Here is a 15,308-nt window from a genome sequence, read left to right on the forward strand (position 1 = left end):
AATGAAAAAGCAAACAATAATCGTTACCGGAGCATCATCCGGTATCGGTAAAGAAATAGCCCGTTATTTTTTAGAAAAGGGCGATAACGTAGTCATTAACTCAACAACTGCCGATAAACTGGAAGCTGTTTACCAGGAGTTGGGGGCTGGCGATAACCTGGCCATGGTTGTCGGAAACGTAAGCGATAAAGCCACAGGCGAAAAGCTGGCCCAAACAGCTCTTGATAAATTTGGAAGCGTAGATGTGCTGATTAACAACGCCGGTATTTTTGAAACCAGGCCGTTCCTTGAAGTTGATGAAGCCTACCTCGACCGTTTTTTAAACACCAACCTTAAAGGTACTTACTTCACCACCCAGGCCGCGATTCCACAAATGCTTAAACAGCATGATGGTGTGGTGATCAATATAGGTACGCCATTGGTTAACCATGCCCTTGGAGGTGTGCCCATTACAGCACAAATGGCATCAAAAGGCGCTATACACGCGCTTACTATACAACTGGCCGGTGAGTTTGGTAAAGATAATATCCGGGTAAATACTATTGCGCCCGGTACTATCCGTACCCCAATGCACGGTGATGATGCCGACCAAAGCGCAGGATTACACCTGCTGAACCGGGTGGGCGAAGTTGAGGACGTAGCCCAAATGGTGTACGCCGTTGCCAAAAACAATTTCATCAGCGGGGCCATTATCAATGTTGATGGAGGCATGGCGGCAGGCCATAATTTAAATTGAGTGTAAAATTCTTTTAGCAATTGCATTATGCCTTGCTTAGCGGCAGGCATAATGTTTAATTTATCAATAAAAATGGAAACTAACGATCAAAGCAAAGCTGCCATTGAACAGGCGCTTGAAAATTACTACTTCAAAGGGATTTATGAAGGTAATTTAGATTTGTTAAACCAGGTAATGAATACCGGCACCTTGCTTTTTGGCGATGCAAAAGGACAGCCTTATGCCAAAACATTGGATGTTTATTTGGATGGGGTAAAAAACAGGGTAAGCCCTAAGGATTCGGGCAAACCATTTAACGGGAAAATCATTTCTGTTAAAGTGGTAAATTCAATTGCCGTTGCCGAAGTACAGGTAAAAATGTATGATTTTAATTACCATGAGTTTTTGTCATTCCATAAACTCGGCGGCAAGTGGCTCATTGTAAATAAAATGATCAGCGATACGAATTAATTTCGTTTCAGTGATAAATTGACCTATAGTCTTCCGTCAGAAGTTGTAAGCTCTAAGTGCAGAAAAAGAAAATCAGACTTGTGACTTCAGACTTAGTACTATCCACTTAATACTAAAATCATGTGGTATAACACAAAAGCATCGGAAATGCTGGGTATTGATTACCCGATTTTACAAGGGCCTTTTGGCGGTAATTTATCGTCGGTTGAATTGGTAGCCGCGGTATCAAATGCAGGCGGACTGGGCGGTTATGGGGCTTATACCCTAAATGCCCCCGAAATCGCGGCGGTTGATAAACAGATCAGGGCCGCAACCAACAAGCCATATAATATCAACCTGTGGGTTTCGGAAACAGACGCGCCGAACGGTGAAGCTACTGATGAGCAGTTTGAACAGGCAGCACAATTGTTTAAACCTTATTTTGACGAAGCCGGGATCCCGTTGCCCGCTAAACCGGCTCCGTTTAAATTACGATTTGAAAACCAGTTGCAGGTGATCTTTGATCTGCGACCAAAAGTATTCAGCTTTATGTTTGGCACCCTACCTGCGGATGTTTTGGAGCAATGCCGCAGACTGGGTATTGTTACTGTTGGTGCTGCTACCACATTGGATGAAGCTATAGCTTTAGAAGCCACCGGGGTAGATATGATAATTGCGTCGGGCTTTGAGGCGGGCGGCCACAGACCATCATTTCTCGCCCCTGCCGAAGCTTCAACTACAGGCACTTTTGTGTTACTTCAGCTGATAAAAGATAAAGTTAAAACACCTGTTATTGCCGCCGGTGGCATTGCCAGCGGCAGAGGAGTAGCAGCAGCTTTAACATTAGGTGCCGATGCTGCACAGATAGGGACTGCTTTTTTGGCCGTTGATGAATCGGGTGCACTTCCCGTCCACAGGCAAATGCTGTTCTCAGATGCAGCGAAATATACTACCTTGTCCCGCGCGTTTACAGGCAGGCTTGGCCGGGGTATTACCAGCAGGATTGCTAAAGACCTGGCCGGAAAGGAAGCCGGATTTTTACCCTTCCCCCTCCAAACAACTTTTATGTCGCCGTTAAGGAAAGCCGCGCTTGAGCAGCAAAAATGGGATATGATTTTGTTTTGGGGCGGACAGATAGCGCCAATATTAAAACACACCAAAGCAGCCGCGTTGATGCAATCATTAATTGAAGACACTACTAAAATTATGAACCCATGAAAAGCGAAGTTAATGTAACCTACCTGGGTGGACCAACCATCATTTTGGAGATCGGCGGCTTAAGGCTTATGACCGACCCTACGCTTGACCCCGCGGGTGAGCAGTTCATGATCAACGATAAGCCTGCTTACCATAAAACCGAAGGCCCGGCTACTACCGACATCGGTAAAATAGATGTGGTTTTACTAAGCCATGACCAGCACGGCGATAATCTTGACCATGCCGGCCGGGAACTGCTGAAACAGGTTGATAAAACATTAACCACCCAAATAGGAGCCGAAAGATTAGGCGGCAATGCCCTTGGCCTGGCTCCATGGGAAAGTATTGCGCTTAACGATGAAGTAGTTATAACCGGCACCCCTGCAAGACACGGCCCGGCAGGCAGCGAAAAACTTACCGGTGATGTAACGGGTTTTATTATAACTATTGCCGGGCTCCAGATCTATATTACCGGGGATACCGTGTTTTATGATGGCGTAAAGGAGGTTGCAGAAAAATTTAAACCTCAATATGTATTCATTTTTGCCGGGGCAGCCAAACCCCGCGGCCCGTTCAACGTAACTATGGGTACTAATGATGCTATTGATACCGCCTTTGCCTTTCCTGATGCTACAATCATTCCGGTGCATTTTGAGGGCTGGTCGCATTATACCGAAACGGGCGAGATGCTGCAGCAATCATTTAACGCGCTGGGCATTGGCGGTCAGCTCAGGATTTTACAGCCGGGCGTAAAAACAAATTTATAAGCAATTACTGGTATCATTCCCGCTCGTGGCCGGTAATTTGGGGTTCTGATAAAATTTCGGGTTCTTCAATTGATGCAACCACCTTTTTAGCGGCGCGCTCTGTAGCAAATGATGCAACCACGCAGGTAACCAGTATCAATATAATGGTGCCGTTCAGGATATTGTCGTCAATAATCTGCGCCTTGTATCCCACTAAAATAATGGCAAGGGTAGCCGCGGCATGTGCACTGCTTAAACCAAAAATGAGGTTACGCTGTATACCCGAATATTTGAATATTTTTTGGGTAGATAATGCCGCCAGCCATTTACCCAGCAAGGCTCCAAGCGTTAAGCTTACTGCCACAATGGTAGCCTGCGGTCCGCGGCCCAGCACACGCAAATCAACCAGCATACCTACACTAATCAGGAAGAATGGAATAAATATGGCATTACCCACAAAATCGATCCTGCTCATTAAGGTTGATGACTGCTGTACCGCTTTATTTAAAGCAAGCCCCGCCACAAAGGCCCCAATAATGGGTTCAACCCCAGCCAGCTGGGATAAAAAGGCCGACACAAACACAATAAAAAGCACAAACACATATGGCAGTGTTTTACTATCGCGATAGCGGTTAAAAAACCAGTTTGCCAGCGGCGGGATCAGCACAAACATGATGAACGCGAATATCGAAAGCGAAATCATCAGCTGCAGCCAGAAGCCGAACCCCAGTCCCCCATCCTTAGCGCCCATAATTACAGGCAGCAAAATCAGTACGGCGGTATCGGTCAATATAGTGCCCCCTACACTTATGGCGACGGCCTCATTTTTTGCGACGCCATATTTGCTCACTATGGGATAGGCCACCAGTGTATGCGTGGCAAACATACTGGCCGTTAAGGCCGATGTTATTAACGAATAACCGAGCGCATAATAACAAATAGGAAAACCGATCAGTATTGGGATGCAGAAAGTAAAGAAGCCAAACACAAAGCTTTTATGTTTCTTCTGCTTAAACTCGTTCAGATCAAGCTCGATGCCGGCAATGAACATAATATAGAGCAGCCCGATGGTAGAGAACAGCTCAACCGCCGAGTTTTTGGTGAGCAGGTTTAACCCATGCGGACCAACCGCTATGCCAGCCATAATAAAACCCACAATACCCGGAATTTTGAACTTGCCCATGATGATTGGAGCAAGTAATATGATCAACAATATCAGCGAAAAAACAAGTACCGGGTTACTAAACGGCAGCTCAAGCTGTTGTGTTAACCGGCCCAGGATATCGGCATTATGCATGCCGCAAATTTAACACATAATAGCTTATTTTCTTCGGTCGATAAATTTAACCGGCTTGCGTACCGCTTCAGGGAATTGTAGTTTCTGCATTTCGTCGGCTTTAAGATAAGTGATATGCGGGCTTACCCTTAAGCGGGCCTGCAAATTAGCGCGGATCTTACGGTCACATTCATCAGTGTAATTGACGGGTAGCAGATGCAGCAGCACTTCGTCCATACCTATCTCATTCGAGTACACTTCGGCTACAAAATCTTTGATCTCTTCCATGCCATTCAGCAAATCAAACAACGCCGGAGGGTAAAGTGTAGTACCTTTAAACTTGATCATCTGCTTTTTACGGCCAACGATAGATGACAGCCTGATACTGGTACGCCCGCAGGCACAGAGCTCATCAAAATAATGGCAGATATCTCCTGTTTTATAGCGCAGCAGCGGCATCCCTTCAACGCCAAGCGTGGTAATGGTCACCTCCCCCGATTCACCCGGAGCAACGGGGTTGTTGTGCTCATCCAATACCTCAACAATCAATAGCTCCGGTTGATGATGGCCGCCCCTGCCCTCGCCGCATTCTGTAAAGGCAGTTTGCATTTCCGTAGAGGCATAGGTTGAATACAGTTTGATATCCCAGGCTTCGGTGATCTTTTGACCTAAAATATTCAGGCTGAAATCAGTATTGCGGATATTCTCACCAATACAAACCGCCTTTTTAACTGACGATGCATTGATATCGATGTGATGCTCCTGTGCAAACTGGATCAGCTTTAAAATGAACGATGGTACGGCTACGATTGCTGTAGGTTTTAACCTCAAAATAGTTTCCCATTGTAACGATGGCACACCCGGTCCTAAACGGATAATGCCCGCCCCTATTTTGCGGATGCCCGAATAATAGGCCATTCCGGCCATAAACTGCCTGTCGAGCGTGAGCATGAGTTGGTACAGGTCAGCCGCCGAGCCATCGGCACAGGTAAAAGAATTGTACTCGTTATAAGCTAAACGCTCAAGATCATTTTCAGTAAGGGCAATAGTTACCGGGCTGCCTAAAGTGCCGGAGGTGGAACTGTACTCAATGATCTTGCCCCTATCCACACATAAAAAATCGTCGTTGCGTTTTTGCAGGTCTTCTTTGGTGGTGGTCGGGATCAAACGCAGGTCATCGAGCGTTTTGACCTGGTTGATATCAATATGATGCTGTGCAAACAGGTCTTTATAAAAAGGCGAATTTTGGCTGAGGTAAGTCAGCAACTCTTGCAGCTTTTGCTCCTGGTATTTTACAACCTCATGTTTGGGTTGGAGTGCTAATGGTTCAAGGTGTTGTGTTATCACTGTTCAATAATTACCACGGCCGATGCCATTGTTTTTAAATGGGTTAATGATACGGAAATTTTTAACGGCCCGTTACGGTTAATCACTCCCGCGCTTTCGCCAGTAGGTTCTAAAATGGGCTTGCCGTTTTCATCATTGCTGATCTCAATTTCGCTAAAAGCGGTATCTTTTAGCCAGCCCGTACCTAATGCTTTAAAAAAAGCCTCTTTAGCGGCGAAGCGGGCGGCATAATGCTGATACTTATTGGTCTTGCTCTCACAATAGGCTATCTCCTTTGCCGAAAAAACCAGCTCACGAAAACCTTGTTCTTTAGCAATACTGCTTTGCACACGCTCCACCTCTATCATATCAATACCTACACCTAAAACTGTCATGAGCTTAACTTTTTAGTACATTTTTCAACCTGCTTTTTGATATAGTTTTCCTCGTTTACGGTGGCAATTACTTTGGTTAAAGCCGTTTTGTAATACCCGAGGGCTTTTTTATACTCGTTATGTTTAAACGAATAATCACCGGCAATCACATACGCGTGGTAAAATTGCGGATTGCTGGCCACCACGCTATCGGGGTTAATCTCTTCACCGTCAAAAGCTTTTTGTTTCAGCGTACGATAGGTTATAAAATTACGATAAGCCCGCGTGTTCAAAAACGCATCGGGCTTAATGGTAAGCGCGGTATCCATAATTTCATGATCGGTTTGCATGCCTTTCATGGCGAAGATCTTTCTCAAATCATAAGCCACAAACTCCCCCAGTTGCCATGGCGAGGTTGATACCCAAACCAGCAGCTTTTGCGGTTCAAAAACTACAGAGTGATGGGCAATTAACTGGTTCAATGCTTTCTCATTGCCCATGCCGATATTTTCACCATGCAGGCCCTGGCGGTCGCGCAATATATCAACCGTTTTTTGCACCGTGTTTTTACCTTCGGCATTCAGCAGTTCCATTAAACGTTGGTAGCGATATCGTGAGGCGCTATTACTCAACTGCACCAAGTTTTCTTTAGAGTGTGCCAGCCCTTTGCTTTGAAAGTGGTTGGCGCAAACAATATAGTTTTGGCGAGGATCATACACATCCAGCGTATCGGGTGTTTTCTCGATCACTACGGCCTTGTTATCTTCGGCCGAAGCTACCAGGAAAGATTCGGACACAAACATTTTGCGTTTTTTGGCTATCGCGATGGCCTCTTTAATGTTTTGGGCGTATTGCAAGATCTCACGGGCTACTAAAGATACAGGCGTTGCCGAGCCTGATGGGATATTGGTCTTGTCGGCATTGATGGTAACGCTCAGTCCTTTTTCGTTCATGCCGGATACCGCGCCTACGAAGCCGCCCCAGGTTATGGTCATGAATTTATGCCCTTCAGATGGATTGAAGAATGCCACTATTTTATCATGCGCAAAATTATCGCCTACATAAAAATCAAAGTTCCGACCTACGATCATGGTACCATCGGCCGAGCGATCATTCCAGGTACCGAACGAAGTACAGCCCACCAGCGCCATGCTTTGCAGCGCGTGACCGATATCATGCGCGGCGTGGTAATTCAGGATGCGCTGATAATTGGAGCCGATATACTGGTATTTATCTGATGCTGATTTGGAGATGCCGTAAATCTCCTCTTTATATTCTTCGCTTACGTTCTTAGCCAAATCGCGGTTAAACCAGGCTATAAAATATTTCAGGAATGACAGGTAGGACTGTGAGGGGATGATCTTATTGATCTGATCGGTAAAATAAACCTCCTGGTTTACCACCAGCTCTTTGCTCAGTTTGCCATTAATTACCCCGCGCTCAAAAGGCTTACCCTCTACATACATCTCAAACAAACCACTCTTACTTTTCCGGAACCAGTTGTTATTGATTGTATAAAATCCCGGCGATGGCTGTTTGCGTTGTAATTGCAGGCTGCCCAGATCGGCGGGTTTGGGCGGGTAATCGATAGCTACGCAGTACAGGTAAATAAAGCCGATCAGCAGCAAGCCCACAAACGCAAGGCCTGTATACAACACCCTTTTCCCAAACCGCTTCCAGCTAAATTTCCTGTTACGCATTTCTTATTTTATCTATCAGATCATCATTGCCCAACAAAGCGCAACAGGTTACAATCCCGCTCATGGCGGCGCCTAAAATTCCATGTAAATTAAGGTTTTGCCCGGTGAAGTACAAATTAGGCAATTTTGTACGAGGCGAAATGAACGTTTTCATCGGGTGTTTATAATCCTTGGCAATGCCATAAAGCGAGCCATCATCATTACCAATATAATCGCGGTATGAGAGTGGCGTGGCGGTATAGTATGAATAGATCTTTTCCCGTAAACCGGGAAATTTCAGTTCCACATCATCCAGCAAAACTTCAGCTTTTCGCTTTTTGAATTGTTCATAGGTTTCCCCGCGGTAAGTTTCGTCAGATACCGTATTAAAGGTATCCTCCCAAGGCTTCACTTCCTCATAACGCATATAAGCCAGGATGGTCATGCCATCGGCGTATTCCTTATTTTTTGATGATGGCGTCATGAACACGGCATAGCCCAGCGGCCAGTTTTGCTCCGTGTAATCAGCCATGTGCCATACCTGTCCGTCCTTAAAACTATAAACATTATGGCTAAAATATTTGAACGTATCTTTCTTAAAAACAATATTGATAGTAAACGACGACACCGAATTTTCGAGGCTTTTTAACCGGTTACGGTACACGTTTTTAATCACGGACGAATCCGTCATTTCCAGTGTTTTTACCGGGTGGATATTGGAGATGAAATGATCGGCATACAGCTTTTCGCCGTGCTGCAGTTCAACATGCGTTATTTTACCCTCGTGCTCCACCAGCTTTTTTACGGCTTTATTCCGGATGATAACGCCGCCCCTGTCGCGGATATTGCGGGCAATGAGTTTAGCAATCTGCGAACCGCCGTCAACACATTTCCAGGAGCTTTCAATATAACTGTTAAGGATTAACGCATGAACGTAGAGCGGTGTTTTATCGGCCTGCCCGGCATATAAAGAATTGTTACCGGCCAGTACCTGCTGCAATTTTTTATTGTTGGTGATAGATGCCAGAAAAGCCTCCGTGTCCACCTCCAACACATCGGCCTTTTCATAAAAATCATCCGACGAACGCAAATTATACAACGGAAACTTATCGCAAACCTCTTTCAGTTTATCGCAATAGGCCCGTAACGCTGGTTCTTCATCCGGGAAATAAACCAACAGCTGTTTGATGAAATTATCATAGCCCTGAGCCTGGGGATATTCAACCGGATCGTTATCAATCATGATCTTATCAAAGGCATCGAGGCTTTGTTTTTCCAGTTTCAGGTTATCGATAATATCTATATACTTAAAGATCTGGTATAGATTTTGGCCCTTATCGAGCCCACCAAGATAATGAACACCTGAGTCAAAGATCACCCTATCGCGTACGTAGGTTTGCAGCGAGCCGCCAAGCTGCTTGTTTTTTTCAACAACACAAACCCGGTAACCTTCACGACCGAGCATATCGGCGCAAACCAAACCGCCCATACCGCTGCCAATGATCAGTACATCAAATTTATCGTTCATTTAAACCGGCTGCCCTTCTTTTTTAAGCACAAAAATAATATTTGAAGTGTATTTCGTGTTGTCAATCTCGGCGACTGAAAGATCATTCACTGCCGCTATATCCCGCAGCATTTTCCCCGAAAGGAACGAAAGACCATTTGCTCCTGTTTTATTAAAACCAAGCAACTTGGTCGAAAAAGTTTCGGTGAGCTCCGTTCCCTTATGCCTTTCCTCCATATCCTTATTGCCATCCCTGATGATGAGCTTGCCGCTGGGATTTAAATTGGCAATACATTTTTCAATCAATTGCTTTTGCTCCCCGGGCGGCAAATAGTGCAGCATATCGGCCATGATAATGGCATCATACCGCTGCATTTCAAATTGCAGGGCATCGGCATAAACAAAATTGATATTCTCCGTTTTTCCAAAGCAATTGGCTGCCACCTCTATCTTTTCCTCATCATAATCAACCCCGGTAAACTTGCGCCCCGGCGCTGCAAAATGCAGCATGTAGGGCATAAAGCCATAACCGCAACCCAAGTCAAGCATTTTTCCCTGGTTAGGCAGCAGCTCATGAAATACCTGGTAATTTTTTTCCAACCGTACTTTAATGCGCATATACCATTCCAGCACCGGGCCTTTATACAGGTAGTTATAAAACAGTTGTTCTTTATGATAGGCAGGCTGTTCAATTTCAGCACTTAGATTTTGGTATTCATCCTTAAAATAACGGCTGATGTTTTTGGTACGCTCCGCATAGCCTGTACCGAATGAAGCATCACCGGCAGCAATACGAGGCAGGTATTTTATGGTTATTGTGCCATTCTTCAGCAGGAAATCACCTTTGGTCATATTGTAGCCTGTTCCGTGCAGTATAATGGGCAATATGTCCATACCCAGTTGCTCGGCCAAAAAGAAAGCGCCTTTATGGAAACGTTTCATTTTGCCATCGGGCGAGCGGCTGCCTTCAGGAAAAATCACCATCGAGTATCCTTGTTTAACCTTTTCGGCCAGTTCATCAACGTTCTGCTCTACGCCTTCGGCCACCGGGAAATAACCAGCCATCCTCACCACCGCACCAAACACCGGCGAGTTCCAAACCCAGTGATTGGTAAACAAGATCAGTTTAGGATGCTGCATGATCAGCACCAAAATATCTAAAAACGATTGGTGATTACTGATCACCACGGCAGGTTTCTCAAAACTGTCTTTATCCACTACACGCTTACGCAGGTTAGGCATAATGTACATCATCGACCAGCAAAACTTCGACAGGATAGCATGATAAACATATTTGCTTCTTGGGCCTTTAAACGGGTTGAGCTTAATCAAAAACAAACCAATCAGGCTTGATAACAGGCAGCCGCTCACAAAGTAAGTGAAGGCAAAAACGGAGATCACAAAGCCGCTTAATGTCCATGGAAAGTGTTTTTTCTGCACCCTGTTTCTGATCAGCAAATTGAATAAAAATGGGATTAAAATCTGCGCCATCACCCCCACGCAAACTATCCCAATGATGGAGATCAACGCGATGGATCGCAAGGCTGGGTGTTTGGCAAAGATCAGCACGCCCAAACCCACAACTGTTGTAATGGCCGATAGAAAGATGGATGACTTGTATGACGATAAATTCTTTTTGCCCGTTTTATATTCCTGCAGCAACCCATCCATAATAAACAGGCTATAGTCATCTCCCAAACCAAATATCAGTGCCGATATAATAATGTTGACGATGTTAAACTGAATGCCCAGCAACCCCATCAAGCCCAAAATCCAGATCCAGGAAATAAACATCGGAATAAAAGAAACCAACGTAAGTTCGATACGCCCGTAAGTAAGCAGCAACACCGAAAACACCAGTAAAGATGACATGACAGCGATACTGGTAAAATCATTATTAATGATACCAACAAAACGGTTTGTTAAGTATTGCTTATCAACAACAGTAACATTTGGCGAATTTTCGAACAGGTTGTACAATTTGGCTTTATCAGCTTGTGAGATCTTAACCAATGTAATTACACCGGCCCTGCCCGGTCGCTCGGTTATGTAATCATCCAACAAACTTTTGCGGATGCCGGCCATTTCATCCTGGCCAACTGGTTTAAAGTTTTTATTGATGAGTTCGTAAAAATGATCAAAAGCAGATAGTTTAAAACCTAAGGCAGCGCCTTCATTAACCAATACAGCCATTAACTGCTGTTTTTTTGCAGGTGTCCAGTAGTTATTCCAACGGGCAATGCGGGCTTTTTGCAGGGAATCGGAAATAATGAGCGATGATACGCCGGAGTATTTTTTGACGATGTTTTTTTCTTTCAGTAATTCTATCTGTGCCGAGAGCTTTTCGTTAGTCCGGAGAGCATCATCCAATGTTTTGCCTTCGGCGAGAAAATATACCGATTGCAGGGCGTATTTATTAATAGCGTTCAGTTTAGCTTCGGATGCTTTGAGTTTATCGGCCATGAAATTCATGCGGTTCATGTCCGTTTCAAAACTCACGTTCCGGGCTGTATGGCTGAATACTGCCGTAAGGATTATGATAGCGGAAATAATAAACTTATTATACTCGGGGTTATAGGCCGATAGCCTATCAATCCACGAAAGCTGGGCTGTATGTTGATCCTGTTCTTTTTTTGAGGCGATAAAATGCGGCAGGAACACCAGTGAGCAAAACGAAGCACCTATCAAGCTAAAAGCCGCAAACAGACCAAGATCTTTCAGCATTTCCGACTTTACAAACTCAAGGCACAAGAAACCGCCAATGGTTGTAAAACTGCCCACAGTAAGCGGCATAGCCAAATCGCGGATCACCTGTTCAATACTGCGGGTATGGCGGTAATGATTAAACACGTGCAGCGAATAATTAACCGCTATTCCTAACACCACCGAACCCGTGCCCAAGGCTATTACAGAAATACTGCCTTTTACAAAATAAACCACCGCAAGCGAAAACAATGCGCCAAACAAAACCGGCACTAAAATCACAACTGGTGCGCGCTTTTTTCTGAAGTAAAAACCCAGGAAAACAATCAGGAACACCACCGTAATCCCCTGGGTGAACATGGAGTCCTTGCGTAATTGCAGGGCATTGCCTACCGATACGGCTGTGGTACCGAAATAGCTGCAATCAACTGTTTGAAAGTTTTTAGTTTGTAAACTATCGATAACCTGGTCGATGCCTTTAAGCATTACGGCATTCTCACCAGTATTATTGGGCGAGTATTTGGGGGTGATGAACAGCAGCAGGTTTTTGTGATCTTTGGTCATCACATAGCTATCGTACAGTTCAAAATTTTCGTCGTATTGCAGCTGTTGCAATTTTTTAAGGCCTAGGTATGAGATCCCAACCGGATCGCTGCTGATCATGCTTTTCAGCGCTAATCCTGCGGGCGAGGTCAGCGTACGCAAATCGCGGGCAAGGGTTTCTTTTACCTGATTGGGGCGGATAAGTGTGTCAATATTTAAATAGTCACGCTCGGTAAGATAAATAGGCAGGTTTTTATTAATAGTGCCGAAAAGCGCCAGCACCAACCCCTCATCAACCTTTGCATTGATCTTACTTACATACCGTGAAAGTTTTTGCTGAACGGTTTCGGTAAAATTATCGGCAAAGGCTATAAGGCTATCGGGCTGCTGTTGTGTGGAATCTTTTAACGATACCATCACCACCAGCTTATCAACAAACTTGGAGTTTTGAAAAATATAGTTGAGTTTCTCTATCTTTTTATCCTTCGGCAGTATTTTGGAAATATCCTCCTCAAACCTTATCCTCGAAGCGAAAAAACCGATAAGCACAAAGCTTAACGCAAACACAGTATAAAACAGTGGTTTGCGGATATTGAAATAATTATAGATGCCTACCAGGATTTTTTCCATGAATTACAGGGCGGGGACTGGCCTCCGCTTAAACAGCTTTAGTAACGCAAAAGTGAGCAATCCAGCTATAATACCTGCAAAAATTGCCAGCGAAATGCTGCCGTAAAGATATTGTTCCAAATGTTCGCCAATGGATTTAAGCGAAATTTTATCCAAAGGGATATCCACATCCTTGCCGCCCATCCATAGGCTCCCGGTTTTATAACTCAGAAAAATAATAACCGGGATCATGGGCGCAACGCTGATGTGGGCAGCCGTAACCACGATGGCCTTGTTGAGCCTGAACAGGAAGGCCAGCGAAATAGCCACCAACAACTGGAAACCCCAGATAGGCACAATCCCCATAAAAACGCCAAAAGCTACAGATTTAGCTTTTAACTGATGCGAGTGTTCAGGGTTAAAAAACAGGTTTTTGAGCATTAGCTTAGCTTTTTTTTTATCAAAAAGCGTCCTGAAAAAATCGCGGGGTTTGATGTATGCGAAAGTTATGATAACCAGTACAGTGTTGAGTACACTAATGCGCGAAAAATCCTGAAAAGGGCGAAAATGCGATACCCGTATTTCTTTCGGGGCATAATAAACCTTTACCGGAACCCAATCTATCTTGATACCTTTCCAGGCGGCACGAACTATTACCTCTATTTCAAATTCGTATTTCCGGGTGATGAATTTGCTGTTTTTTAGCAGGTGAATCGGGTACAAACGATAACCCGATTGCGTATCCGGACATTTAATGCCTGTCTCTACCCAAAACCAAAAGTTAGAAAACTTATGCCCGAAACTGCTTTTACCCGGCACCGACGATTGCTCCATATTACGCGAACCAATGATGAGCGAATCAGGTTCCTGTTCCAGCTTTTCGATAAAAGCAGGCAAATCAGCGGCAAAATGCTGCCCATCCGAATCAATGGTGATAGCGTGTTGGTAACCCTGCTCGGCAGCAAATTCAAAAGCTTTGCGCAGGGCCCAGCCTTTTCCCACATTTTGGGTATAACTAACTAATTGTATTTGCGGGAACGACTGGATAATGGCAGGAGTACTATCAGTAGAGCCATCATTTACCACAATAACCTGATCGGTATAAGCTAACACATCGGTAATAACAGCGGGCAGCGTACCCTGGTTATTATAGGTGGGTATAATAACGCATACCTGTAATTGTTTAAACTTTGCCTGTATAAGTTCTAAATTATCCGTCATATATCATTCAATCGCACGCACCGGCTTCAGTCCAGGTTTTTATCAATGGGTTTTGTGGGTTTACGTTTAATACTTTACAAAAGTATTGTTTCAGGTTAAATTAAACGTTAAATTTTTGTTGGGAGTATACTAAAAATCATATCGTTACCTTAACTCCCGCTTAAGGCAACTTTGCAGAGTATTCAACAGCGAAAATACAGTCTATTAATTAGAACAAAAAAAGCATTGTAAGTCCTAACCATGTTCCTATATAAATTAACATGATAAGATAGTCAGCGCCGCTTACTCTCTTATTTTCAATCAAATCGGGACCACCACCTTTTGCAGGTACAACAAATTCCCGTCTCTGAGCTTTCATACTCAAATACCTCAGAAATTGAAAGAGCAACAGCAAAGGAATCGTATTGATAAGTAATCTGGAAGGATATCCTCGTACCATTTGCAATTCGGCATCCCCTTTAAGATATAGATACAGTATAAAATGTATTACGCCAAACAATAGCCAGATTAGATACACTTGGAAATTTCTTAGTGATACATACAGAAAAATATATGAAAATAGCTGTGTTAACATGGCGTAGAAAATTATTGCTACTTGCCTGCCTTCTGTGCTTAAAATGAATCGGGACAACGCAATACCCAAAGTTATTGCCGCGTAAATTATTATTAAAACTATTTCCCAAGGCTTTAGTGGTTCATAATGAATGAATGTTTTTTGCACTTTGGCTTTTCTCATTTTGTAATAAGGTAAGAGATCAAAGTTATTAATTTTCTCCTCTTATTCACACCACGTATATCATTGCCAGGAGGAACGACGAAACGATCGCATGCGATACACGGCGGCCCTGCTTCCGTGCGATTGCTGCGCTATCAATGATATGATTTTGGTATATCGTTCCACACAATACCTCCCTTCCCTAAACCGTTTAATAACCGTTCCTAAATCCGAACATTTACCTTAT

12 protein-coding genes are annotated in these 15,308 nt (G+C 44.1%); 4 read left to right on the top strand and 8 right to left on the bottom strand.

Annotated features, from left to right (window positions below; all coding sequences use genetic code 11):
* Position 1 precedes the first annotated feature (1 nt).
* The 4 genes from IEX80_RS21850 to IEX80_RS21865 all read left to right on the top strand — a co-directional run bounded on the left by IEX80_RS21850 (position 2) and on the right by IEX80_RS21865 (position 3,129).
* Positions 2-736 (top strand): SDR family NAD(P)-dependent oxidoreductase, encoded by a 735-nt coding sequence (locus tag IEX80_RS21850; protein ID WP_090533603.1) that lies wholly within the window; start codon positions 2-4, stop codon positions 734-736.
* A 72-nt stretch (positions 737-808) separates the two neighbouring features.
* Positions 809-1,186 (top strand): nuclear transport factor 2 family protein, encoded by a 378-nt coding sequence (locus IEX80_RS21855; RefSeq protein ID WP_217633218.1) that lies wholly within the window; start codon positions 809-811, stop codon positions 1,184-1,186.
* Positions 1,187-1,306: 120 nt separating this feature from the next.
* Entirely contained in the window at positions 1,307-2,383 is a 1,077-nt protein-coding gene (locus tag IEX80_RS21860) for an NAD(P)H-dependent flavin oxidoreductase (RefSeq protein ID WP_090533599.1), read from the top strand.
* A complete protein-coding gene (locus tag IEX80_RS21865) occupies positions 2,380-3,129 on the top strand; it encodes an MBL fold metallo-hydrolase (protein ID WP_090533597.1) in 750 nt (249 codons plus the stop codon). The genes IEX80_RS21860 and IEX80_RS21865 overlap by 4 nt, the downstream gene beginning before the upstream one ends.
* Before the next feature lie 13 nt (positions 3,130-3,142).
* Here the strand turns inward: IEX80_RS21865 and IEX80_RS21870 are convergent, their stop codons facing one another.
* From IEX80_RS21870 to IEX80_RS21905, 8 genes are all read right to left on the bottom strand, one after another.
* Positions 3,143-4,405 carry a cation:proton antiporter gene (locus tag IEX80_RS21870; protein ID WP_188834139.1) on the bottom strand — a complete coding sequence of 421 codons (1,263 nt, stop codon included), beginning with the start codon at positions 4,403-4,405 and terminating at the stop codon, positions 3,143-3,145.
* A 24-nt stretch (positions 4,406-4,429) separates the two neighbouring features.
* Complete coding sequence (gene flxY, locus IEX80_RS21875) at positions 4,430-5,731, bottom strand: flexirubin biosynthesis putative acyl-CoA ligase FlxY (RefSeq protein WP_229701715.1); 1,302 nt, start codon at positions 5,729-5,731, stop codon at positions 4,430-4,432.
* Positions 5,728-6,105, bottom strand: coding sequence for a holo-ACP synthase (gene acpS, locus IEX80_RS21880; RefSeq protein WP_090533594.1), 378 nt, complete (start codon positions 6,103-6,105; stop codon positions 5,728-5,730). Before acpS ends, flxY begins: the two co-directional genes overlap by 4 nt.
* The gene (locus IEX80_RS21885; protein ID WP_188834140.1) at positions 6,102-7,784 is read right to left on the bottom strand and encodes a C45 family autoproteolytic acyltransferase/hydrolase; all 1,683 of its coding nucleotides are present in this window, start codon (positions 7,782-7,784) and stop codon (positions 6,102-6,104) included. Before IEX80_RS21885 ends, acpS begins: the two co-directional genes overlap by 4 nt.
* On the bottom strand, positions 7,777-9,291 hold the full coding sequence (locus IEX80_RS21890) for a phytoene desaturase family protein (RefSeq protein ID WP_188834141.1): 1,515 nt from the start codon (positions 9,289-9,291) through the stop codon (positions 7,777-7,779). Before IEX80_RS21890 ends, IEX80_RS21885 begins: the two co-directional genes overlap by 8 nt.
* Positions 9,292-13,146: a 1-acyl-sn-glycerol-3-phosphate acyltransferase gene (locus IEX80_RS21895; protein ID WP_188834142.1), complete on the bottom strand. Its 3,855-nt coding sequence runs from the start codon at positions 13,144-13,146 to the stop codon at positions 9,292-9,294. It lies immediately after the preceding gene.
* 3 nt (positions 13,147-13,149) lie between these two features.
* Entirely contained in the window at positions 13,150-14,346 is a 1,197-nt protein-coding gene (locus tag IEX80_RS21900; protein ID WP_188834143.1) for a DUF2062 domain-containing protein, read from the bottom strand.
* Between the two features lie 208 nt (positions 14,347-14,554).
* Entirely contained in the window at positions 14,555-15,082 is a 528-nt protein-coding gene (locus IEX80_RS21905; RefSeq protein WP_188834144.1) for a hypothetical protein, read from the bottom strand.
* Positions 15,083-15,308 lie beyond the last annotated feature (226 nt).

Source organism: Mucilaginibacter rubeus (assembly GCF_014643835.1).
GTDB classification, from domain to species: Bacteria; Bacteroidota; Bacteroidia; order Sphingobacteriales; family Sphingobacteriaceae; genus Mucilaginibacter; species Mucilaginibacter rubeus.

Excerpts from the sequence above, each read along its gene's own strand:
- IEX80_RS21850 (WP_090533603.1), top strand. The coding sequence starts at position 2 with ATGAAAAAGCAAACAATAATCGTTACCGGAGCATCATCCGGTATCGGT.
- IEX80_RS21855 (WP_217633218.1), top strand. The coding sequence starts at position 809 with ATGGAAACTAACGATCAAAGCAAAGCTGCCATTGAACAGGCGCTTGAA.
- IEX80_RS21860 (WP_090533599.1), top strand. The coding sequence starts at position 1,307 with ATGTGGTATAACACAAAAGCATCGGAAATGCTGGGTATTGATTACCCG.
- IEX80_RS21865 (WP_090533597.1), top strand. The coding sequence starts at position 2,380 with ATGAAAAGCGAAGTTAATGTAACCTACCTGGGTGGACCAACCATCATT.
- IEX80_RS21870 (WP_188834139.1), bottom strand. The coding sequence starts at position 4,405 with ATGCATAATGCCGATATCCTGGGCCGGTTAACACAACAGCTTGAGCTG.
- acpS (WP_090533594.1), bottom strand. The coding sequence starts at position 6,105 with ATGACAGTTTTAGGTGTAGGTATTGATATGATAGAGGTGGAGCGTGTG.
- IEX80_RS21885 (WP_188834140.1), bottom strand. The coding sequence starts at position 7,784 with ATGCGTAACAGGAAATTTAGCTGGAAGCGGTTTGGGAAAAGGGTGTTG.
- IEX80_RS21890 (WP_188834141.1), bottom strand. The coding sequence starts at position 9,291 with ATGAACGATAAATTTGATGTACTGATCATTGGCAGCGGTATGGGCGGT.
- IEX80_RS21895 (WP_188834142.1), bottom strand. The coding sequence starts at position 13,146 with ATGGAAAAAATCCTGGTAGGCATCTATAATTATTTCAATATCCGCAAA.
- IEX80_RS21900 (WP_188834143.1), bottom strand. The coding sequence starts at position 14,346 with ATGACGGATAATTTAGAACTTATACAGGCAAAGTTTAAACAATTACAG.
- IEX80_RS21905 (WP_188834144.1), bottom strand. The coding sequence starts at position 15,082 with ATGAGAAAAGCCAAAGTGCAAAAAACATTCATTCATTATGAACCACTA.